The following is a 20,683-nucleotide window of genomic DNA, read 5'->3' as shown; positions in this document are numbered from 1 at the left end:
CGAGCTTCTTGATCGATAGCGGCTGGAGTCCATAAATCTACCTTTGTCAGGATACAGGGCCTACATCACCGTCGGCTTCCCGGGCCCGCCCTTGTGCTCGGCCCGCGCGATCTCGAAGCTGCTCTCAAACGGCAGCGAGCCCACGTCCAGCAGCGGGTTGGTGTCCTGCGTCTCCACCAGCTTCCGGGCAGCTTCCTCCGACTCCACGCTGGGCATGGACCCGGGCAGGTGCCGCCGGGCCGATTCGGGCAGGAACCGGATGGCCACAGCGGCGATGGCGGCCACGGCCATGAGGTAGTACGCGATCGCCATGTCGTCGCCGGTCAGCTCGATCAGGGCCGCGATGATGAACGGGGCCGTCCCGCCGAAGATCGCCACCGCCACGTTGTACGCCATGCCCATGGCGGAATAGCGGTGCTCGGTGGGAAACAGCGCCGGCAGCGCTGACGCGAGGTTCGGCACCGAAAACGCCACCGGGAAGGCGATCAGGACCAGGCCCAGCAACGTCATAGGGACGCTGCCCACGGCGATCGCCAGGAACGCCGGAACCGCGAGAACCACGGTGCTCAAGGCCCCGATCCACAGCACACGGCGGCGGCCGATCCGGTCCGAAAGCAACCCGGTGAAGGGGATGCCCAGCGCCATGGCCACCAGGACCGGGATGGTCAGCAGCGTCCCCTCCAGCTCGCTGTATCCCTTGTTGCTGGTCAGGTAAGTGGGCATGTAGGACGTCAGGGCGTAGGCCACGGTGTTGGCGGCCGCTGCCAGGATCATGGCCAGCACGATCGGCCGCCAGTGGGCCTTCAGAATTCCGAGCGGGCCTACGGGACGCAGCTCCTCCCCTGTCTCGGGATGCGTGGCCGCCACGGCTTCGGCCTCCATGGTGGCCTTGAAGGCCGCCGACTCCTCGATCTTCATCCGGAAGTAGACAGCCACGATGCCCAGCGGACCGGAGATCAGGAACGGGATCCGCCAGCCCCACGCCTCCATCTGCTCCTGGCCCAGGGTCAGCTGCAGGGCGGACACCACGGCCGCGCCTGCCGCGAAGCCGAGGTAACTGCCCATGTCCAGGAAGCTGACATAGAAGCCACGGCGGCGGTCCGGCGAATGCTCGCACACAAACGTGGTGGCGCCCGAGTATTCCCCGCCGGTGGAAAAGCCCTGCACCAGTTTGAGGACCACCAGCAGCACCGCTGCCCAGATGCCCAGCACCGCATATGTAGGAAGCAGGCCGACGGCGAACGTCGCGGCGGCCATCAGCATCAGCGTCATGGCCAGCACCTTCTGGCGGCCGATCTTATCGCCCAGCCAGCCGAAGAAGATCCCGCCCAGCGGCCGGGCGATGAACGTGGCACCAAAAGTCCCCAGCAGGAACAGGTTCTGCACGGCCCTGTCCGCCTCGGGCAGGAACACCGGCCCCATGGTGGTGATGAGGTAGCCGAACACCCCCACGTCGTACCACTCCATCGTGTTGCCCACGATGGTCCCGCCCAACGCCTTCCGCAGCGTGCGGCGGTTCACAACGTTGACGTCGGATACCTTCAGCCGCCGCTTCTGCCCGTGGTGCTCTGTCATGGCCCGCTCACCGCCGCCTCGCTCGTAAAGCTGGGCACACGCCGTCGTACTTCCGGCCCGGCTGGCCGGCAGGAGCCCAACACTTCCGATCATCCTGCTACCGCCGGGGTACCGCAACAGCGGATGCTGGAACCCTGCCCGGTTCATCCTGGGTCCTCGCACTGCTGCCGGCCGGGCTGCTGGCGGAGTTTGGCAGCGACAGCCAAAGTAGGGCATTTCTCCCCTGTGCGCCGCCCGACGACGGGACTAGCCTGATCGGCATCAGCGTCCACCGCCGTCGAGGAGCCGTCATGCCCGGGTATGTGCTTGACCTCCGCCAAGCGGCGTCAGCGTCGCTGGCCACCGTGGGCGGCAAGGCCCTCAACCTTGGCCGGCTTGCCGCCGCGGATTTTCCGGTTCCGCCGGGGTTCTGCCTGACCACAGACGGCTACCTGAAGGCCGCGCCCCCGGAGCTGGACGCCATCACCGCCCGCCTGGACGGCGCCGGACCGGACGGCACCAGGCTGGAGAAGGCGGCACTGTCCGACGGCGATCGTGGACTTCCAGACGACGAACGGAACCGCCTCGCCCGGCGGGCCCGCGAGGCGGTGGCGGCAGCGCCGGTACCGCCAGACGTCGAGGCCGCCGTCCGCGAGGCGTATGCCGCCCTGGGCAGCGGGCCGGTGGCGGTGAGGTCTTCGGCCACCGCCGAGGACCTGCCGTTTGCCAGCTTCGCCGGGCAGCAGGACTCCTTCGTAGACGTGACGGGAGCCGACGCCGTCGTCGAGGCCGTCCGGCGCTGCTGGGCCTCGCTCTGGACGGACCGGGCGGTGGCCTACCGCACCACTAACGGGATCAGCCACCGCGAGGTGGGGCTCGCCGTCGTCCTTCAGCAAATGGTCCCCGCCGGCACGGCCGGTGTGCTGTTCACCGCCAATCCGGTGACCGGCACCCGCACCTAGACCGTCATTGATGCCAGCCCCGGGCCGGGCCAGGCCGTGGTGTCCGGCGCCGTGAACCCCGACCATTTCGTGGTGGAGACGGCGTCGGGCCGGATCCTGCAGCAGCCGCCGGGCCCCGCGCCCAGCCTGACAGAGCCGCAGCTGCGCGAGCTGACAGCACTCGGAGACGCCGCCCGGCAGCTTTTCGGTGCGCCCCAGGACGTGGAGTGGGTGATCGACGGCGGCGGCAAGGCCTGGCTGACCCAGTCGCGGCCCATCACCACCCTGTACCCGCTGCCGGATGACGATCCGTTCAACGGGCAGGCAAACATGGACAGCACGGTTGGCTCAGCCTCCGGCGCGGAGGCACGGATCTACCTGTGCGGCACCCTGCTCCAGGGCCTCACGCGCCCCATCACGCCAATGGGGCTTTCCGTCCTGGCCCTCATGAGGGGTAACAACGGGCCCTGGAAATACACGAACCCGGGACTACGGATGTACATCGAGCTGACGCCGCTTCTCCGCAACAAGTCCCACCGCCAGGCACTGGCGCGGATGCTGCCGCTCGCGGACGGACGGAGCGCCGCCCTCCTCCCCGCCCTCCTGGAGGACCCGCGGTTCAGCGTTGCCCGGCAGCCCCGCAAAAGCCCCGGCCGCCAAGGAAGCGCCGCCCCTGCCCGCAGCGGCGCAAGAGGCAATGGTGCCGGAAACCTGGGCCGAACGCTAGGCCTCATTCCCGCGATGATCCGCGCCCTGCTCTGGCCGGACCGGGAACTACGGAGGGCGCGGCGGTACCAGGACCGCCTCGCAGCCCGGCTGGTCCTCCCCGCGCCGGCCAGTGCTGCCAGGCGGCTCCAGCACACCGAGGACATCATGGCCACCACCATCAACGGGCTGATCCAGGGCACCCTGCCGGCGCCGTCCGTGGGATACCTGATGCTGGCCGCGGCCCGCCGTCTGCTGCGCGGAATAGCCCGGCCGCGTGAACTTGAGGCGGTCCTGCGCGGGCTGCCCCACAACGTGACCACCATCATGGACCTGGAGCTGTGGCACCTGGCGGTGTCGCTGGGCGGGGATCCGGAGACCCGCCGGGTGTTCAAGGAACTGAAGCCCGGTGAACTGGCTGCCCGCTACAGGGCCGGAACGCTGCCCGGCACCGCCCGGTCCGGGCTGCAGGAGTTCCTGTCCAAGTACGGCCACCGGGCCGTGGCGGAGATCGACCTGGGGATGCCCAGGTGGTCCGAGGAACCGGATCACATTCTCGGAATGATTTCGAACTACCTCCGGGTGGAAGATCCCGGACAGGCCCCGGACCGCCCGTTCGCCGCGGCCGCCGCCCATGCCGAAGCCCGGATCAGCGAACTGGTGGAGCGCGCCGGAACAAAGAGCAGGTTGCGGGGGCGCCTGGTGGCGTTGTGCCTGCGCCGGACCCGGCAGCTCGCCGGCCTGCGGGAATTTCCCAAGTTCTGCATCGTGATGGTGCTCGCCGAGATGCACCGGCAGCTCCTGGAGGTCGGCGCCGAACTTGCAGCGAACGGAACCATCGACGCCGCCGGCGACGTGTTCTTCCTGGACTTCGAGGAACTGCGCGTGGGCCTGCGCGGCGCGGACCTGAAGGGGATCGTGGCCCGCCGCCGGAAACTGTACGACGTCGAACTCCGCCGCAGGCGCATTCCGCGCCTTCTGCTCTCGGACGGCACAGACGTCGAGGCCGCCGCGAAGCCCCACGAGGCTGCCGCGGACCGGCTGACGGGCACGCCGGCTTCGGCGGGCACCGCCAGCGGGAAGGCCAGGGTGATTATGGATCCGGTGGGCGCCCACCTGGAACCGGGGGAAATCCTGGTGGCCCCGTCCACTGACCCCGGCTGGACGCCGCTTTTTATGACGGCAGGCGCCTTGGTGATGGAGATGGGCGGCGTGGTGTCGCACGGAGCGGTGGTGGCCCGCGAGTACGGTATCCCCGCCGTGGTGGGTGTTGCGGACGCCACCACGCGGCTGCGCGACGGCCAACGCATCACCGTGGACGGGGCCGCCGGAACCGTTGCGTGGTGAGGTCTGGCCTGGCACCAAGCCAGCGGCCGCCGTCGTCCATTACGACGGCGGCATCTCCCCAAGGTGGCAGAGTCCCCTACTGCCCCGGCGCCCGGTAGGACGGCGTCTTCTTGGCGGCCTCGTCGATGTCCTCTACCGTGAGGAGCGGTTTCAGGCGGACGTTGACGTTCCCGCTCGAATTGATCAGCAGCGACAGTGCTGCAGCGCTTGCGTCGTCCGGCGCCTCGAAAACACCCAGGACGTCGTAGTAGCCGAAGGCGTAGTAAAAGCTTTCCAGCGTTCCTCCGACGGATTTCAAAGCCTCGGACAGGGCCTCGCGCCGTTTGGTGCCGCCCTCCTGCATGAGCCCCTGGATTCCTTTGCCCACGTACGTTGCTTCAAACAGATACTTCGGCATGGTCTTTCCTCTCCCCGGCGCCTTCGCCGTGCGGAAGTGGCCCGGACCGGGCCCCTTTTCCGTGGAAGCGGGGCAGACGCCCCGCTACCGCAGAAGCTATTCCTCAGGCTGCGGGCAGTCAATATGCCCGGGGTACCTAAAGATGTCTTGGAGGCTCGGCGGAATTCCACCGAGCCCCCCTTCCTTCTGCCGTCAGCCTTCCCTGAAGACCGGTGCTCCGCCGTCGGGAATGACGATGGCGCTGGCGGGTGTCAGCGTGACGCGGTAGGTGCTGCCCGCCTCGACCGACTTCGTTATTAGCTCGGCTTCTTCGCGGCTCGAGAACCGCTGGGTGCGGAGGATCTCGGTCACCTCAGGACGGATGGACTCGACGGGCCCGACGCCGGGCAGGTAGCCGCCGTAGGAGTCCAGTACGTCGAGCTCGAACTGCACGTACCAGCCGTCCGGGTCATGCACGAAGCTGTCGATCAGGATGGTGGCGCCATTTTCGAGCAACGGGATCTGCGGGTTCTTGTTGAGGGCACGGTCGTAGCCGTGCAGCACCTTTCCGCCATCAACGAGCCGGACGCGGACGTCCGCGACGCCGTTCTCCCGGCCCGGTTTGAAGGGACCAAATGTTTCGATGCTCTGGTAACCCGGCTGGTCATCAGCCACCGCGTTGGTCGCCACCGCGTAGCGCTTTTCCAGATAGTTGACCCATTCTCCGCGGTTCATCGCCTTCAGCATGCTCAGTTGCCGGCCGCTGTTCGCGGGATCGTTGTTGTACGCCTTCAGTGCCTGGTAAATCTCGATGATCGGGAACTGATTCGCATGCTGCCCGGTGACGTAATCAGGCTCGAAGCGCTGCTGCAGCCAGGCAAGGTTGTACGCGAAGCCCAGACGCTGCCATCCGTTGGTGGGGGACACAATTTTGGGGCTCCAGCCGTATCCGCCCATGTAGCCGAAAATCAGGCGTTCGCCGTCCTCGGGGTTCTCCACCTCGAAGATGAAGGAGGTGGACCCGGGAGTGTGGCCGGGCGACCACAGCGGCAGCATGCGGACGTTGCCGAAATCCATCCACTCGTCGTAGGTGAAGGGCTCGCTGCGCTGTCGAATAAGCGTCTCGCTGGCCGGCAGCGCCGGCGGCAGGTTCCAGACATTACCGGCCGCGTCGCTGGGAAGACCCGCGATGTCTTCGCGGGGCGAGAGGAGCCGGACCTTTCCGCCCGAGTTCTCGATCATCGTCACGAGCTCTACGGTGGCCCCGTAATGATCGAGGTGACCGTGCGCCATGATGATGTCATCGATGTCGCGCGGATCGAAGCCCATGGCCTCGATGTTCTTCCAGTACTGGTATCCGCTGTTCGGCCATCCGGTGTCCAGGAGGACCAGTCGATCGTCCTGGGGGTTCCGGGTCCCCATGTTCGTCTTGAACAGGTAGCAGGAAACCTCGTTGTCGCCGACGAAGAAGAAGGTGCCCGGGACGATCTCGAAGGGCTCCGTGCTTCGGGTGTACGCCGCGGTGGTCGGCCGGGTTGCAACGATGTCCACGTACCGCTTCCCCGAGACGGGGTCGACGCCTTTGGTGCTCAGCAGGTCGCTCTGAGTGGGCACGTCCCAGACGGGCTTGCCGTCCGACTCGTCGTGCGGTGTGAAAAAGAAGATCTGCCTGACTTTAGCCTGCTTCACTTTCCGGTGGTCACGGTCAAATACAACAAAGGCGGCATGACGTTGGGTAGTGGAGTAGGAGTAGTCCTTGGTGACGGGGATGGCGTCGAAGCTCGAGGAGCCGGAAGCACCCCAGTTAATCGTGTCGACGCTGTACACCTCAACGTCGGAGGCCACCTGATAGGTCTCCTCGTACCGCTTGACCGGTTGTGGCAACGGGCGTCCGCTTATGTCCTCGGTGACCACACGGCCGTCCCCGATGGTGATTGCTCCTGCGGCTTTGTTGTACACCCAGCCGGCAGCGACCATCTGGCCGGGACCGCCGTTCCGCGGTGCCAGCTCCGGACCATACTTCTGGGTAGTGAAAATGGGCGTACCGCTCTTGGTCAGCACCACGTGGAAAGGGTCGCGTTGCTCATCCCCCACGACAACTTCACCCTGCTTGACGACGAAGTCGACGAGCATCCCGGCGCTCAGGCCCGCTGCGATCTCTTCCGCGGCGCTCGGCCGGACGGGCTGCGTAACTGCCAGGCGCGGCCCGCCCTCACACAGCATCGGCACCCCGACCACAGCGTGGTTTTCCCGGTCAGAGACCGTGGGGGCGCCGATCACGAAACCTGACGCCACGCCGTTCTTCAGTTGGAGCGGAACGAAAGGTTTCGCTGGCGTGGCTGGTGCCGCCTGTGCGGTGCCTGGACTTGAGGTGAGGGCGGCGGCAGCCACGCCCCCGCTGCCTACGGCCGTCGCGCTGGCTTTGAAGAAGGAACGGCGATTGAACTCGGAACCCATACTTGCACCTTTCGTTCGGCGTCCTCCCTTGGACGCCGTTGAATGGAACGATAGAAGCACGGGACAACGCGCGTCCAAGTCCGCGTTGGCATGGTTTTATGCGGCAAAGGTATGGGCCTGGTGCAGTCCTAATGGCAATATCCTTCGGGCATCTTCAAAACGCCATGCGGTCTGACGGGCCGTACGTGGCCGGTTTGCCGTGACCGAACAAAACAAGTCGAGGCCGCAGGTCTGAGAGGCGGCGCATCGATTCCCTGTTCCGCTCCTGCGACCAGGTCAAAATGCCTGGAGGCTGGGCCAGGCGGCGGAGATTGAAGAAAACGTCCCCGCAAATGAGCACCCTGTCCGCTTCACGCCACAAGGCGATGTGCCCTGGCGTGTGCCCGGGGACGTCAAGCACAGTGAAGCCGGCAACTTCGTCGCCCTCCTTCAGCAACCGGTCCACCCTGTGTCCTGGTGCCATTTTGTACTTCCCCAAGAGCCGGGACAGCCGCCCGGGTCCTGTCACTGCCTTGCCCGATTCGACGGACGAGGCGTCCAGCGCACCAGCCCAGAGCGGTAGATCCAGCTTGGTGCAGACGGCGCGCGAGGAACCGAAATGGTCAGGATGGGCGTGAGTAACAACGGTCGCGCGCAGGTTGAGGCCACGCGTCTCACGCAAGATGCGGCGCCTCGCGGCGACAGTGCCTGCGTCCACCAGGACGTCTTCCACTACGTAGACATTGATCTTGTTACGCGGAAATCCGGCCAGTTGACGAACCCCCGGGGCAAGCTCCAACATACGGCTCCTCCGCTGTCTCAATTTGGCATAATCTGTGCTGCCAGTCATCTTCCCTACGGGATGAGCGCCACTGCCATAACCATCGGCAGGGAGACCAGCGAGGCGATCGAGGTGACCATCGTCAGCGTCTTGAACGTCCCCTGGGTCGACAGCCCGAGAAGCGATTTGAACATCCAGAAGAAGTTGCTGTTGACCTGAAGGGCGAACATTGCGCCCGACGCAATAGCGAGGCCAATGACGATCGGCGGGACGTCGATGGACCCGAGTACCGGACCGATGATCCCTGCCGCCGCGATGGCTGCCACCGACACCGACCCGATGGCCAGGTGCAGCACTGCGGCGATGAGCCAGGCGAGCAAAATGCTGAGGATCACCGGCGCCTCGGCGTCGGCAGTGAAGAGGCCGGCCAGGATACTGTCCAGCCCGGTCTCCCCGATCACGGCGCCCAGCGACCCGCCGATGCCCGTGATGAGCAGGATCTCCCCGGTGGTGTGGAAGCCCTCGCCCATGGCCGTGTCCGTGCCCTTCGAGCCCAGGGTGCGCCGGCACAGCACGTAGACACCGAGCAAACCGACGAAGAGCGCGAAGTTGGCGTCGCCGAGGAAGGCGATGAAGTCGTTGGAGAACCCGAACAGGTCCGCGAAGGCGCCGAAGGCGATCATCACCAGCGGCACGAGGATGGGCAGCAGGCAGACGAACAGCGGAGGGGTGGCGGTGTCCTCCTCCACCAGCTCGGTGGTCTCCAGTTCCACCATCGCTGCATCGACCTCTTCGTCCTTCGCCTCCTCCCAGTACCGGCCCCGCAGCAGCAACCGGAAGATCAACGTGGTGGCGATGGCGGTCAACGGCCCCAGCACGAGGCCGTAGACCAGCCAGATGCCAAGGGGGATGTTCAGCAGGCCCGCGATGGAGACCGCGGCCAGTCCCGGGAGCACAAAGACGTAGCCGGCGAAGATCCCGGTCCCGAGCGCACCTGCCATGTGCGGCAGACCCGTCCGGCCGATGAAGGGCCCGGTGGAGCGCGCCACCGGGGAAGCCAGAACCACCTGCACGTCCACGTAGATCGAAGGGAAAATTGTGGCCATCGCAGCCGTCAGCGCATACGGAAGGCGCCTCGCGCCGACACCGTTGACGAGCATCGACACCATCTTCTTGAAGGCGCCCATCGCGTGGAGCATCGCCCCGATGAGCACGCCGAAGCCAATGAGCAGGCCCACCTCACCCATGATCTCGCCGAAACCGGTGGTGATCGCCAGGATCGTCGCCGTGAAGCCGACACCGGTGGCGAGGCCAAGGTAGAGCGAGCCGATGATCAGCGCGATCACCGGGTCCACCTTGACCTTGATGATGAGCAGGACGATAACAACGATGGCTATCACGGTATGAAGGGCGATCATTGCCCGCTCCTGCCGGTAAGGGGAGTCAACTGGGACCAACGTACATCAACGGGTTCCCGCAGAAAACAGGTATTTACAACACCATCCGTCCCGATGGGCCCTACGTAGCGGGCTTGCACGCGAGTATCGCTTACCGGACCCGAGTGCAGTAGGTTGAGCGTACGCCGTACGAAGAGGTGCTGCTGGGCACTGTCATTCCGGCATTTACGCGTGGAATCCCAGCGCCAGCCCTGCATGAACCACGATGTCCGTGCCGAGGCACAAGCCACCACTTCAGAGAAGCGACACCCATGACCTCTGCAACTGCTTCCCGATCCCGCCCGCACGCCAGGACCCGGTGGCTCGTGCCCGCCGCCCTGATCTTCCTCAGCCTCGTGCCGATCATCGCCGGGACTGTCCGCCTGGCCGATCTGTCCGGAGGCCAGGTAACGCCGGAGAACGCCCGATTCTTCGATTCGCCTGTCCCCGTGCTGATCCATATCCCTACAGTCACCGTGTACCTGGTGCTGGGCGCGTTCCAGTTCGTTCCCTCACTGCGCCGGGGCCAACGCGGCAGGCCAAGCTGGCACAAGATCGCCGGGCGCATCCTCGCGCCCCTGGGCCTGCTCGCCGCCCTGTCCGGTTTGTGGATGGCCGTTTTCTACGACCTGCCGCCCCTGGACGGGACGCTGCTGCTCATCCTTCGGTTGGTCTTCGGGTCCGCGATGGTGGCGTTCATCGTCCTGGGATTCATCGCGGTACGGCGGCGGAATTACGTCCGGCACAGCGAGTGGATGTCCCGCGCCTACGCCATCGGTATCGCCCAGGGAACCATTGTTGTGGTGACCATACCCTGGGTCGTGCTGGTGGGGCCGGTGACCGAACTGAGCCGGGCGCTCCTGATCGGGGCGTCCTGGGTCCTCAGCCTGGCGGTGGCGGAATTCTTCATTCACCGCCGCGCACACGGGTCCGCCCGAAGGCCCCACCCTTCCATACAGCCGGCTTAGGCCTTCTGCTCCGGTCCTGAATCCCTGGCCCGCTCCAGCGCGTCGAGCACCAGGTCCAGCCCGAACGCGAACTCATTGGCATAGCTGTACCCCGGCTGAAGGACATGCTTGGCCATCAGTTCATGGAGGTACGGGTACTCGCCGGGCGGTAGCTGCGCCAGCATCACGTGGGCCATGGCGGCCGCCTCTTCGCCCGAGTCAAAGGGCAGGGCTTTTTCCTGCTTCGCGAAGCCGTACACGTAGCTGTCCAGCGCGGAAAAGGCATGGGCCGCCATGGCCAGGGAAAAGCCGCCGTTTCGGAACGTCCCGAGCACTCTGTCATGGTGGCGCAGCGTGCCGGGGCCGGCCTGGGTGGCTGAATCCATGAGCCCGTTTGCCCACGGGTGGCGCAACAGGACTGCCCGCACCGATTCCGAGCGCTTGCGCACGGCGGTCTTCCAGTCATCGTCATGGGACGGCAGATCGATCTCCCCGTAAAGGGCATCGATCATCCCGTTAAGCAGGTCCTCCTTGTTCGAAACGTGGTTGTACAGCGACATCGCCTCCACACCCAGCTCATCCCCCAGACGGCGCATGGAAAGCTTCTCGATTCCGCCCTCATCCGCCAGCCTGATGGCAGTCTCCAGTACCTTGCCGCGGTTCAAACGCGCCCGGCCCTCAGTCCGCTGAATCTTCTTCGCGGGCATTTCCCCCTCTTTCTCCCGGCTCCATTGACTTACCTTACACCGTAGGCGTAGCTTGCTTACATCATAAACTTACAACGTAAGGCAAAGATCATGACCACTATCCCAGCAACCGGCACCACCGCTTCCCGCAACACCTCACAACTGGATTTCCGCAGCTGGTCCCCCGGCACCGCGAGCCTGATATCCGGGCTGGGTCTGGTGGCCATGGTGGTCCTCATGACGGCCGGATACTTCGGCGCAGTGGTGCCACTCATCACCCCCGGAGATGCGGCGAAGACAGCCCAGGACATCACGCAGTCGGGCCCGGTCTATCTTGCCGGCGTCGGATGCATCTTTCTGGTCGTCCTGCTCGATGTAGTGGTCTCCGCCGCCTGGTACGCACTGTTCAGAGGCGTTAACCGGCACCTGTCCGCGGCCGCGGCCTGGCTGCGCGCCACGTACTCAGGGCTCCTGGCAGTGGCAGCAGCCCAGCTGGCGTACGCCTTCACCCTGCTGGAGAATCCCGGCCAGGCGTTGCACGCCATCGAATCGTTCCGCGCCATCTGGCTCATCAGCCTGGGACTGTTCGGGCTCCATCTCCTCCTGATCGGGTACCTGGAACTGCGCTCCACCTTCGTCCCCAAAGTCTTCGGAGTCCTCCTGCTCATCTCCGGCGCGGGATACATCGTGGACGCGCTCGGGGTAATCTTCATGGCGGGATTTACCCCCGTGTACGCCCTGTTTGCCATCATCGGCGAAACGAGTTTCATCTTCTGGCTCCTGATCAAAGGCCGCAGGCTCCCCCTGCGGCGAGGCGCCCTGCGCTGATGGAGGGAAACGCTCCCAGGCCAGGTGCCGCCGTCGTAATTTACGACGGCGGCACCTGGCTCGCGCCTCCCACGTCCCCTTCGGCGGAACCTTCCGCAATGCCGGAAGCGGTGGCATCATGTGTGCCACCACCCACGGGGACTCGGCGTACGCATTCCCGAGAACACCATCCCGAGGAGTCAGCATGAAGAGGCCCGCTGCCGGGACCGTCCCGCCAGACGTTGGCGGGAACCACCGCAAGCAAAGCCCGCCCCGGTCCCGCCAGCGCGGACGGTGGCCGTGGGTCTGGCTCGCCGTCGGCACCGCACTGCTGCCCTTCGCCAACCTCCAGACCCTCATCCCGTTGACGGCTTGGCTGGCGCCCGTTTTCCTGCTGCGCTTCACCCGCAGCCAACGGCTGCTGGTGGGGTTTCCGGTCCTGGTACTGGCAATGTCGGGTGCGCTGCTCGTCGGGCTGCGGGGTGGCTTCTTCCCGGTGGTCGACGGACCCGGCTACTACCTTTTCGTCGCCGCGCTCGGGCTGGGCGGTGCGCTGCCGTTCGCCGTGGACCGTGTCCTGGCCCCGCGCCTGGCCGGCATCCCCCGCACGCTGGTGTTCCCTGCAGCGGTGACCACCATTGAATTCCTGGGCACCATCGGCAACCCTTTTGGGACCGCCGGCAGCACGGCCTACTCGCAATACGCCGGTCTGCCGCTCCTGCAATTGGTGTCCGTTACCGGCATCTGGGGACTGACCTTTTTGGTCAGCTGGTTCGCGCCGGTGGTCAACGAGGTGTGGGAGAGAGGCTGGTCAGGCTCCGGCGTGATGTCCCCGGTGGGGCTGTTCACGGCCGTCACTGTTGCCGCGCTGCTCTTCGGCGGCGCCCGGCTGGCCTTCAGTGCACCGGGCGCGGAAACCGTCCGCGTCGCCGCCCTGGCACCGGACAGGCAGCTGTCCGAGCTGGCCTACAGCGCGCCGGACATCAGGGCGGCACCTCCAGCCGAACGAGCCGCGGTGCGGGACGAGCACTTCACACCGGTGCTCGATGAACTGTTCCGCCGGTCGGCGCTGGAGGCCACGGCCGGCGCGAAGATCGTCGCCTGGTCGGAGGCGGCGGCACGGACGCTGGAGGAGGACCAGTCGGACGTCGTCACCCGGGCTGCGGATCTGGCCCGCGAGCACGGTGTTTACCTGCAGGTCTCGATGATCGTTCAGTTGGCCGCCAGCGGCTCCGCTGACGGCGGCCCGGTGAACGAGAACCACGCCGTCCTGCTCGACCCGGGCGGTGCAGTGGTGTGGGACTACCTAAAATCCAAGCCGGTACCCGGCGACGGACACGACCCCGGCCCGGGCATCATCCCGACCGCCGAGACGCCGTACGGGCGCCTTGCCACCATCATCTGCCAGGACGACTTCTTCCCCGATCTGGTCCGCCAGGCGGGAGCCGCACGGGTGGACATCCTGCTGCTGCCCTCCAGCGACTGGGACAGCATCACCGCCTGGCACGCGCAACAGACACCGTTCCGGGCCATCGAGAACGGTACGGCCGTGGTCCGCCCCACCCGGCAGGGCATCTCCCTCGCCACGGACTCACAGGGCCGTCTCCTGGGCCACAAAGCCGACTACTTCGTAGCCGTGGGACAAACCCTGGTGGCATCGGTGCCCACCGAGGGCACCAGCACCTGGTACGCGGTGGGTGGTGACACCTTCGCCTGGGCCAGTGCCGCGGGAACCCTTGTCCTCGCCGCCGCAGCCTTCCGGCCAGGACGACACCGCGGGGACCACTGACGAGCCGGCCGCAGCAATGCCGCTCAGCGCCGCCGTCCCAGGCGCAATTTCCGCTGTTGCGTCATCAACTCGCGCTGATTCCGCGACATCTCGCTCACTGTGATAATCCGGTAGGTATGTCTCCCTTATCTGAACCTTCCACGGCATCCGCCGCCGAAGAACGCAGCGCGCGCGTTGCCGTAACGCTGTTTCCCATTCTTATCCTCGCTGGGGGCGCCATTGCGCTTGCCGCGCCAACCGCTTTCACCGGGCTGGCACCCTGGATCAATCCCCTTCTGGGCGTCATCATGTTTGGCATGGGGTTGACCCTCACGCCCCCTGACTTCGCCGTCATCGCCAAGCGCCCCATCCCGGTGGTGATCGGAGTCGTAGCGCAGTACGCCATCATGCCGTTCCTGGGCTGGCTGGTCGCGGCGGCGCTGGGGCTGCCGCCGGCCCTGGCCGCCGGCGTCATCCTGGTGGGCTGCTGCCCCGGCGGAACCGCTTCCAACGTGGTGTCCTACCTGGCCAAGGGTGACGTCGCCCTGTCTGTGGCCATGACCTCCGTCTCCACCCTGATCGCTCCCCTGCTGACACCGGTGCTTGCATTGTGGCTGGCCGGTCAGTACATGCCGGTAGACGCCGGTTCGATGGCGTGGTCCATTGTCCAGATTGTGCTGTTCCCTGTGCTGCTGGGACTTGTTGTCCGGCTCTTCCTGCCCCGCCTCGTGGACAAGGCGCTCCCCGCCCTTCCGTGGGTTTCGGTCCTCGCCATCACCATGGTTGTGGTTGCGGTGGTAGCCGGCAGCGCCAAGGCGATCTTCGCAGCAGGCCTGCTGGTACTCGCGGCCGTCATTCTGCACAACGGCCTGGGCTATGCGCTCGGTTACGCAGCGGCACGGTTGTGCCGGCTGCCCATTCCTTCCAGGCGTACCACTGCCATCGAAGTGGGCATGCAGAATTCAGGACTTGCAGCAGGGCTGGCACGGCAGTACCTGACTCCCGAAGCGGCCCTGCCTGGCGCCATCTTCTCAGTCTGGCACAACGTGTCCGGTGCAGTTCTGACTGCTTACTGGCGCCGCCGCAGCGCTCCTGCTCTCCATGGCAATGAGCCGGTGCCGGCGGCCGTCACGGAGTAGGCGTAAGGGCGCTTGGCCCGAACCGCCCGCGCACGTACAACAGCGGACGGCCATCCCGTTGCCGGGGTGGCCGTCCGTTTTAGTGCGCTGCGGAGTTAGTGCTCCGCTTCTGCGGCAGCCTTCTTGGCTTCCTTCTCGGCGTCCTTCTCGGCGCGCAGAGCCTCCGCTTCGTGTTGCTCCTCGGCTTTTTCCTTGCGGATGACCTTTGCGAAGAGCTTCTCCATCTCCTTGGCCACGCCTGCGGCTGACGCCGGGTTCTGGCCGGTCACCAGCCGGTCGTCAACCACCACTTTCTCCTCCCAGACGTCAGCGGAAACGTGGGTGGCGCCCTGCTCTTCAAGCCGGTCTGCCAGGAAGAACGGGGTGACCTTGTCCTTCTTTACGGCAACCTCCTCGTCGTTGGTGAAGGCGGCCACCTTCCGGCCCTCCACCAGGCGGAGCCCGTTCTCCAGTTCCACGTTCAGCAGGCCGGCCGGTCCGTGGCAGACCGCGCCCACCAGGCCGCCGGCGTTGTAGACGCTGGCCACCAGGTTCTGCAGGCCTTCGCTGTCCGGGAAGTCCCACATGGTGCCGTGGCCGCCCACGAGGTAGACGGCGTCGTACTGGTCGGGATCAACGACGTCGACGCGCGCCGTGTTGTAGAGGCCGGCGCGGGTGGTCTCATCCTCTGTGAAGGCCACCTGGATGGGATCCGTGGAGTCCACCTCATCGCGCGGGGGCTGGCCGCCCTGGATGGAGGCGAAGTCGACGAAATGCCCGGAATCCTTGAATACCTTCCACGGATGGGCAGCCTCGGCCACGTTGTAGCCGGTCTTCTCGCCGGTATCGCCGATCTCGGAAACGCTGGTCAGTACCATGAGGATTTTCTTCATGAAGTGCTCCTTTCGTCCACGTCCCACCCTACGCCCGGCCCACTTCAGGATCCGTGAACCCCCGACGCCGGCCGGCCCCTGTAGTGCTCGGCCAGCCTTGCGAGCCCCTCATCGAGTGAGACGGCGGGTGTCCAGTGGAGGAGTTCCCGCGTCTCGCGCTGGTCGAACCAGTGCGCGGTGGAGAGCTGCTCGGCGAGGAACCTGGTCATGGGCGGCTCCTCTTCCCGCCGGGCCCAGGTCCACAGCTTCTCCACCACCGCCCCAGCTGCTCGCGCCACCGCGCCCGGCACAGTCCACGACGGCGCGGGGACGCCGCCCGCAGCGCAGATGCCCGCCAGCAGCTCGCCGACGGGACGCGGCTCGCCGTTGCTCACCACCAGGGCCCTGCCGTGAACGTGGTCCATCCGGTGCAGCGCGGCGACGATGGCAGCGGCGGCGTTGTCCACGTACGTGGTGTCGATCAGGGCGGCGCCGGAGTCGAGCAACGGCAGGCGGCGCCGGCCGGCGCGTGCCAGGACCCGTTCCACCAGTTGGGTGTCCCCGGGTCCCCAGACGATGTGCGGGCGCACCGCCGCGACCCGGAAGTCGGCGGCGTCTGCCGCGAGCGCCAGCAGCTCCGCTTCGGCCTTGGTGCGGGAGTAGTCACCGTGCGCTCGCTTCGGGTCCGCCGGCTCCGCGCCGAGCCCGGCGATGGCGGCGCCGGAGTTGGCCACGGATGGGGACGAAACGAACACCACGTCCCGTACCCCGGCCTCGCGGGCGCACCGAAGCAGGCGGCGCGTCCCTTCGACGTTCACCTCATCGAACTCCGCAGCCTGGCCGGTGAACGAAACCTTGGCGGCGAGGTGAATGATTCCTTCCGCGCCCCGAACAGCCTCCCGCAGAATCGCTTCGTCGGCGAGTGACCCGCGGAAGTCCGTGGCGCCGTCGACCCCTGACGGGCGGCGCTGGAACGTCGCCACCTCATGGCCCTGCCGCACCAGCAGCCGGGCCACCTCTCCCCCGAGCAGCCCGCTGGCGCCGGTGACGAGGACCCTCACGGCTTCCCCGGCCGGCCGCCCGCCAGCACCCGCGACGCCCAGCGGGACAGGCGGGTCCTGTCGATCTTCGCGTTGTGCCGGATGTCGGTGGGCTGCGCGGGGACCACCAGCACGGCGGAGACATCCACGCCGGCCTTCCGGGCAGTGCTGCGGACGGGCCCGGCGAGCTGCGGCTCAGCAGGGCCGGCCCTTCGCGCAGGAGGTACGGTCTCGACGACGGCGACAACGGCCTGGGTGCCGGCCGGTCCCACCCCGGCGAGCGCCGCCAGCCGGACGCCGTCCAGGCGTTCGATGGCCTGCTCGGCGCCCACGGGCGTCACCACAGCACCGGGCGCCGTCACCACGTGGGCGAGCCGGCCCTCCACCCAGAGCCGGCCGGCGGCGTCGAAGTGCCCCACATCGCCGGTGCGGTGCCATCCGGGCAGGCTGCTGCTCTCCCGCTGGATCAGCCAGAGCCTGTCGTACGCTTCCTTGACGTGCGGGGCGCTGACCAGGATCTCGCCGGTCACGCCGGCCTCAATCACGGGGTGGCAGCCGGGGGCGGTGCCGTCCGCCGCCAACGGGATGACTGCCACGCGGGCGCCGTGCACCGGCCACCCCACGCACACGCCGTTGCCGGCTCCCGGTACGGTGCCGGCGGCAGCCTCGACGTCGGCCGCCTGGATCTGTTCGAGGCTGATGTCGGTGACCGGCAGCGCCTCCGTCATCCCGTACGGGGTGTGCAGCGCGGCCCGGGGCAACAGCCGCTGCACCTCTGCCAGCAGCGGTTCCGGGACGGGCGCGCCGGCAGACAGGAGCAGTTCGATGCCGTCCAAGGCCCTCTGCCCGGCCGCGCTCAGGCCTTCCCGGGTGGCAAGGACATTGCGCAAGGCCGCCGGCGAGGCGAAGACCACCGTGGCGTTGATGGCCGCGGCGGCATCGGCCAGCGCACTGGCCGTCAGGGTGCGGGGCGCGGTGACGTCCATGGCCGGCGTCACCGACACCGCCCCGAGCGCCGGCCCCAGCAGCGCGAACGGGGCGAAGCCCGCCACCAGCCGGGCGCCGGCACGGATCCCGAACGTTTCTGCCACCGTGTCCCGCATCGCCGCCAGCTGCCGGTGCGTGTAGAGCACGCCCTTGGCGGGGCCGGTGGAGCCGGACGTGAACAGGACGGCGGCCGGGGCGTCAGGATCCACGCTGTCCGTCAACTGTCCTTGGCTGCGGCCGGCGCCGGAACGCGCCAGGGCGTTGAGGGAGGTCTCGACGCCCAGCATCCGACGGCGGACGGCCGGCAAGGCGCGCACACTGATCCGCCGTCCCGGCCAGCCGAGCACCGAGGCCGCCGCCAGCGCCTTGTCGATGCCGATCAGGAAATCCGGAGTAGCCCCTTTGACGGCGCGGCTCAGGCCTTTGGTTCCCAGTCCGGCGTCGGCCACCACCACCACGGCGCCCAGCCGCACGCACGCGTAGAGGGCAACTGTCAGGTCCACCCCGGGCGGCACCATCAGGCTCACCCGGCTGCCGCGTCCCACTCCGGCGGCCCGCAGCCCAGCGGCCAGGTCCAGGATGTTCCGGTCCAGCTGCTGCCAGTTCAGCGAGCGGGCCACCGTGCCGTCCGGCGCCATTTCCGCTACGGCGGTATCTGCTCCCGCCGGCCCTGCCGCCTGCCCGCCGAGCAGGTCCCACAGGGGCCGGAAGGCCGGGGGCGCCGGCGCGGCCGCATTCTGCTGGCCACGGCCGCCGGTCGTTGTTGTGGCTTCCTCTTCCGGGCATCCGATTTTGCTGACATCAGGCTGCGAGACGAGCCACTGGAAGACCGGCGAAGCAATGTCCCGGTCCTCCGCCACGAGGTGGCCGGCGCCTTCGAAACGGTGCACCTCGGCGTGCGGAAGGCGGCCGGTGAGGTCCTTGAGGTACCGGTCCGAGAAGATGGGATCGCGGGGACCCCAGAGCATCAGCGCCGGGACCGTCACCCCGCGCAGCCCTTCCGCCACGCCGGTGAGCGCCGGAAAGCTGGGGTGGGAGGCGTCCACGGGAATGTCGGCCACAAAGTTCCCCACCCCGGCCCGGCGGTCGGCTCCGCGGTACGGGGCCATGTACGCGCCGCGAACGTCTGCGGGCAGCGTCGGGTGCGCCAGCGAGTGCGTCACCCGCAGGAAGGTGTCCGACGTGGTGGTCCCCCACTTATGCACAGCGGGGTGCAGGGCCAACCGCAGGGCAGGCGGGATTTCCGAACCCGAGGGCTGGTGCACGGCGGTGTTGGTGAGCACCACCCCGGTGAGCTGCTGCGGGTGCGCCAGGGCCCAGCCCAGGCTGATCGCGCCGCCCCAGTCGTGGCCCACCGTCACCACGGGCCCGTCCAGGCTGAGTGCGTCCGTCAGGTCGCCGAGGTCGTTGATCCGGTCCGCCAGCCGCCGGAAGGTGCCGGTGCGCTCCGAGTAGCCCATGTCCAGCTGGTCCACCGCTACAACCCGCCACGGGTGAGCCGGATCCGATCCCGCTGCCAGCAGCGTCCGCCACAGATAGGACCAGGTGGGGTTGCCGTGCACACACAGCAGGGTGCCGGCCGGAGTCAGCCCTAGGCGGGCGAGCTCGGCGCCGTTGTCGAGCAGGTGCCAGCGGCGCACGGTGCCCGGCGCATCGGCGTCGGACGTGGATGGAACATTAATCTCACGCGACCATTCCGGGCGGACGCCGGGCCAGCCCGCGGTTACCAAACGATTTCCAGCATCGCGGTGTTCAGCCCGGACCCGACGCCCATGCAGAGGACCCGGTCCCCCGTTTCCAGGGATTGCGCTTCGGCGGCGAGGGTCATGGGGAGGGAGGCCGGGCCAACGTTGCCCCAGTGCGGGAACGTGATGGGCACTTTGGCGGGGTCCAGGTCGATGGCGTCGATGATGGCCTGCGTGTACGCATTGCTGACCTGGTGCGTGACGTACCGGTCCATGGCGGCCCAGTCCCACTCCGGCCGGGCTTCGTGCCAGGCGTCGACGACGAGCTGCAGGCCGCCGTCGAGCAGGCCTTTGGTGTCGGTGTTCATGCCGTCAATGCCGCCCACGCACAGCTCGTGGTGTTCGCTGCCGGCACGCATCACCCCGCCGACGATCCGGTGCGCACCGGGGTGCTCGTCGGCCGGGCCCAGGACGGCGGCAGCGGCTCCGGAGCCCAGGGTGAGGGTGGCGAACTCGCGGTTGAAGTCCTCGCGTGTGGTTTCCGGCCGCTCGAGGCGGGCCAGCGTGGCTTCCTGCGTGGCTTCGGCGTCCTCGGCGTTGACGATCACCGCGTACTTGATCTGGCCGGAGTCGATCATGCTGGCCGCCAGGGTGAGGCCGTTCACGAAGCCCAGGCAGGCGTTGGCCAGGTCGAAGTTCATGGCCGACGACGGCAGGCCGAGCCCGTGGTGGATCTTCACCGCAACCGACGGTTCCAGATTCCGCCGGGTCACCGAGGTGTTGATCAGCAGGCCCACGTCGGACGCTTCGACGCCGGCCTCGGCCAGGGCCTTCGCGCCCGCTTCGGCCGCGGCATCGTCAAACGACGTCCCGGCCGCCCACCAGCGGCGGTGCGTGACGCCGGCAACGCGCTCCAGCAGCCGGGTGGGGAACTTCAGCCGCCGCAGGGTCGGAGCCAACCGGCGGTCGAAATCCGTGGAACTCACGATCCTCGGAGCCTCGACACTGCTCACCGAGAGCAGCGCGGTGTTGCTGTGCCGGAAGGTTGCATTCCCTGCCAAATCAAGCCCCTGTTCGTTTCCGTCACGCATCCATGCGGTACCTGTACCCATTAGCGCAAACACAAAGCTTAACTTGTACGCGTTCCCGGTCCGCACTCTGCGTCAGTTTCTGACAGTGCCGGTGGACCGGGAACGC

16 protein-coding genes are annotated in these 20,683 nt (G+C 67.3%); 6 read left to right on the top strand and 10 right to left on the bottom strand.

Annotated elements, in window-relative coordinates; genetic code table 11:
- Window positions 1-60 precede the first annotated feature (60 nt).
- Complete coding sequence (locus ACFVYC_RS20165) at window positions 61-1,575, bottom strand: MFS transporter (RefSeq protein WP_387553652.1); 1,515 nt, start codon at window positions 1,573-1,575, stop codon at window positions 61-63.
- A 290-nt stretch (window positions 1,576-1,865) separates the two neighbouring features.
- On the opposite strand from ACFVYC_RS20165, the gene ACFVYC_RS20160 reads away from it, so the two are divergent.
- Together ACFVYC_RS20160 and ACFVYC_RS20155 are read left to right on the top strand one after the other, a co-directional pair.
- Complete coding sequence (locus ACFVYC_RS20160; protein ID WP_387553608.1) at window positions 1,866-2,516, top strand: PEP/pyruvate-binding domain-containing protein; 651 nt, start codon at window positions 1,866-1,868, stop codon at window positions 2,514-2,516.
- Window positions 2,517-2,567: 51 nt separating this feature from the next.
- Window positions 2,568-4,547, top strand: coding sequence for a PEP-utilizing enzyme (locus ACFVYC_RS20155; RefSeq protein WP_387553606.1), 1,980 nt, complete (start codon window positions 2,568-2,570; stop codon window positions 4,545-4,547).
- A 76-nt stretch (window positions 4,548-4,623) separates the two neighbouring features.
- Here the strand turns inward: ACFVYC_RS20155 and ACFVYC_RS20150 are convergent, their stop codons facing one another.
- From ACFVYC_RS20150 to ACFVYC_RS20135, 4 genes are all read right to left on the bottom strand, one after another.
- Entirely contained in the window at window positions 4,624-4,944 is a 321-nt protein-coding gene (locus ACFVYC_RS20150; RefSeq protein ID WP_387553604.1) for a GYD domain-containing protein, read from the bottom strand.
- Between the two features lie 192 nt (window positions 4,945-5,136).
- The gene (locus ACFVYC_RS20145) at window positions 5,137-7,380 is read right to left on the bottom strand and encodes an MBL fold metallo-hydrolase (protein WP_387553602.1); all 2,244 of its coding nucleotides are present in this window, start codon (window positions 7,378-7,380) and stop codon (window positions 5,137-5,139) included.
- Between the two features lie 154 nt (window positions 7,381-7,534).
- Window positions 7,535-8,161, bottom strand: a complete 627-nt coding sequence (locus tag ACFVYC_RS20140; protein ID WP_387553601.1) for an MBL fold metallo-hydrolase — start codon at window positions 8,159-8,161, stop codon at window positions 7,535-7,537.
- 53 nt (window positions 8,162-8,214) lie between these two features.
- Complete coding sequence (locus ACFVYC_RS20135; RefSeq protein WP_387553599.1) at window positions 8,215-9,558, bottom strand: GntP family permease; 1,344 nt, start codon at window positions 9,556-9,558, stop codon at window positions 8,215-8,217.
- 290 nt (window positions 9,559-9,848) lie between these two features.
- Here ACFVYC_RS20135 and ACFVYC_RS20130 point away from each other — a divergent pair, with 290 nt between their 5' ends.
- Window positions 9,849-10,544 carry a DUF2306 domain-containing protein gene (locus tag ACFVYC_RS20130; protein ID WP_387553597.1) on the top strand — a complete coding sequence of 232 codons (696 nt, stop codon included), beginning with the start codon at window positions 9,849-9,851 and terminating at the stop codon, window positions 10,542-10,544.
- Here ACFVYC_RS20130 and ACFVYC_RS20125 read toward each other — a convergent pair.
- Window positions 10,541-11,230, bottom strand: coding sequence for a TetR/AcrR family transcriptional regulator (locus ACFVYC_RS20125; protein ID WP_387553595.1), 690 nt, complete (start codon window positions 11,228-11,230; stop codon window positions 10,541-10,543). The genes ACFVYC_RS20130 and ACFVYC_RS20125 overlap by 4 nt on opposite strands.
- A gap of 90 nt (window positions 11,231-11,320) precedes the next feature.
- Here ACFVYC_RS20125 and ACFVYC_RS20120 point away from each other — a divergent pair, with 90 nt between their 5' ends.
- The 3 genes from ACFVYC_RS20120 (at window position 11,321) to ACFVYC_RS20110 (ending at window position 14,923) form a co-directional block, all read left to right on the top strand.
- Complete coding sequence (locus ACFVYC_RS20120; RefSeq protein ID WP_387553593.1) at window positions 11,321-12,037, top strand: DUF4386 domain-containing protein; 717 nt, start codon at window positions 11,321-11,323, stop codon at window positions 12,035-12,037.
- A gap of 184 nt (window positions 12,038-12,221) precedes the next feature.
- Window positions 12,222-13,805 carry a nitrilase-related carbon-nitrogen hydrolase gene (locus ACFVYC_RS20115; RefSeq protein WP_387553591.1) on the top strand — a complete coding sequence of 528 codons (1,584 nt, stop codon included), beginning with the start codon at window positions 12,222-12,224 and terminating at the stop codon, window positions 13,803-13,805.
- 116 nt (window positions 13,806-13,921) lie between these two features.
- Entirely contained in the window at window positions 13,922-14,923 is a 1,002-nt protein-coding gene (locus ACFVYC_RS20110) for a bile acid:sodium symporter family protein (protein ID WP_387553589.1), read from the top strand.
- A gap of 95 nt (window positions 14,924-15,018) precedes the next feature.
- On the opposite strand, the gene ACFVYC_RS20105 is transcribed toward ACFVYC_RS20110, so the two are convergent.
- Genes ACFVYC_RS20105 through ACFVYC_RS20090 form a run of 4 tightly spaced genes read right to left on the bottom strand, consistent with a single transcriptional unit; the run spans window position 15,019 to window position 20,577 of the window.
- A complete protein-coding gene (locus ACFVYC_RS20105; RefSeq protein WP_387553587.1) occupies window positions 15,019-15,795 on the bottom strand; it encodes a type 1 glutamine amidotransferase domain-containing protein in 777 nt (258 codons plus the stop codon).
- Between the two features lie 44 nt (window positions 15,796-15,839).
- On the bottom strand, window positions 15,840-16,835 hold the full coding sequence (locus ACFVYC_RS20100; protein WP_387553585.1) for an NAD-dependent epimerase/dehydratase family protein: 996 nt from the start codon (window positions 16,833-16,835) through the stop codon (window positions 15,840-15,842).
- Window positions 16,832-19,531: an alpha/beta fold hydrolase gene (locus ACFVYC_RS20095; RefSeq protein ID WP_387553583.1), complete on the bottom strand. Its 2,700-nt coding sequence runs from the start codon at window positions 19,529-19,531 to the stop codon at window positions 16,832-16,834. The genes ACFVYC_RS20100 and ACFVYC_RS20095 overlap by 4 nt, the downstream gene beginning before the upstream one ends.
- A complete protein-coding gene (locus ACFVYC_RS20090) occupies window positions 19,525-20,577 on the bottom strand; it encodes a 3-oxoacyl-ACP synthase III (protein WP_387553582.1) in 1,053 nt (350 codons plus the stop codon). The genes ACFVYC_RS20095 and ACFVYC_RS20090 overlap by 7 nt, the downstream gene beginning before the upstream one ends.
- Between the last annotated feature and the right edge of the window lie 106 nt (window positions 20,578-20,683).

This window comes from Pseudarthrobacter sp. NPDC058329 (assembly GCF_042879835.1).
Taxonomy (GTDB): domain Bacteria; phylum Actinomycetota; class Actinomycetes; order Actinomycetales; family Micrococcaceae; genus Arthrobacter.
The sequence above is the reverse complement of the archived record's forward strand: the minus strand, read 5'-3'. Positions and strand labels throughout refer to the sequence as shown.

Coding starts and splice junctions, on each gene's coding strand:
- ACFVYC_RS20165 (WP_387553652.1), bottom strand. CDS start 1,575: ATGACAGAGCACCACGGGCAGAAGCGGCGGCTGAAGGTATCCGACGTC.
- ACFVYC_RS20130 (WP_387553597.1), top strand. CDS start 9,849: ATGACCTCTGCAACTGCTTCCCGATCCCGCCCGCACGCCAGGACCCGG.
- ACFVYC_RS20140 (WP_387553601.1), bottom strand. CDS start 8,161: ATGTTGGAGCTTGCCCCGGGGGTTCGTCAACTGGCCGGATTTCCGCGT.
- ACFVYC_RS20115 (WP_387553591.1), top strand. CDS start 12,222: ATGAAGAGGCCCGCTGCCGGGACCGTCCCGCCAGACGTTGGCGGGAAC.
- ACFVYC_RS20120 (WP_387553593.1), top strand. CDS start 11,321: ATGACCACTATCCCAGCAACCGGCACCACCGCTTCCCGCAACACCTCA.
- ACFVYC_RS20125 (WP_387553595.1), bottom strand. CDS start 11,230: ATGCCCGCGAAGAAGATTCAGCGGACTGAGGGCCGGGCGCGTTTGAAC.
- ACFVYC_RS20110 (WP_387553589.1), top strand. CDS start 13,922: ATGTCTCCCTTATCTGAACCTTCCACGGCATCCGCCGCCGAAGAACGC.
- ACFVYC_RS20160 (WP_387553608.1), top strand. CDS start 1,866: ATGCCCGGGTATGTGCTTGACCTCCGCCAAGCGGCGTCAGCGTCGCTG.
- ACFVYC_RS20105 (WP_387553587.1), bottom strand. CDS start 15,795: ATGAAGAAAATCCTCATGGTACTGACCAGCGTTTCCGAGATCGGCGAT.
- ACFVYC_RS20145 (WP_387553602.1), bottom strand. CDS start 7,380: ATGGGTTCCGAGTTCAATCGCCGTTCCTTCTTCAAAGCCAGCGCGACG.
- ACFVYC_RS20150 (WP_387553604.1), bottom strand. CDS start 4,944: ATGCCGAAGTATCTGTTTGAAGCAACGTACGTGGGCAAAGGAATCCAG.
- ACFVYC_RS20090 (WP_387553582.1), bottom strand. CDS start 20,577: ATGCGTGACGGAAACGAACAGGGGCTTGATTTGGCAGGGAATGCAACC.
- ACFVYC_RS20135 (WP_387553599.1), bottom strand. CDS start 9,558: ATGATCGCCCTTCATACCGTGATAGCCATCGTTGTTATCGTCCTGCTC.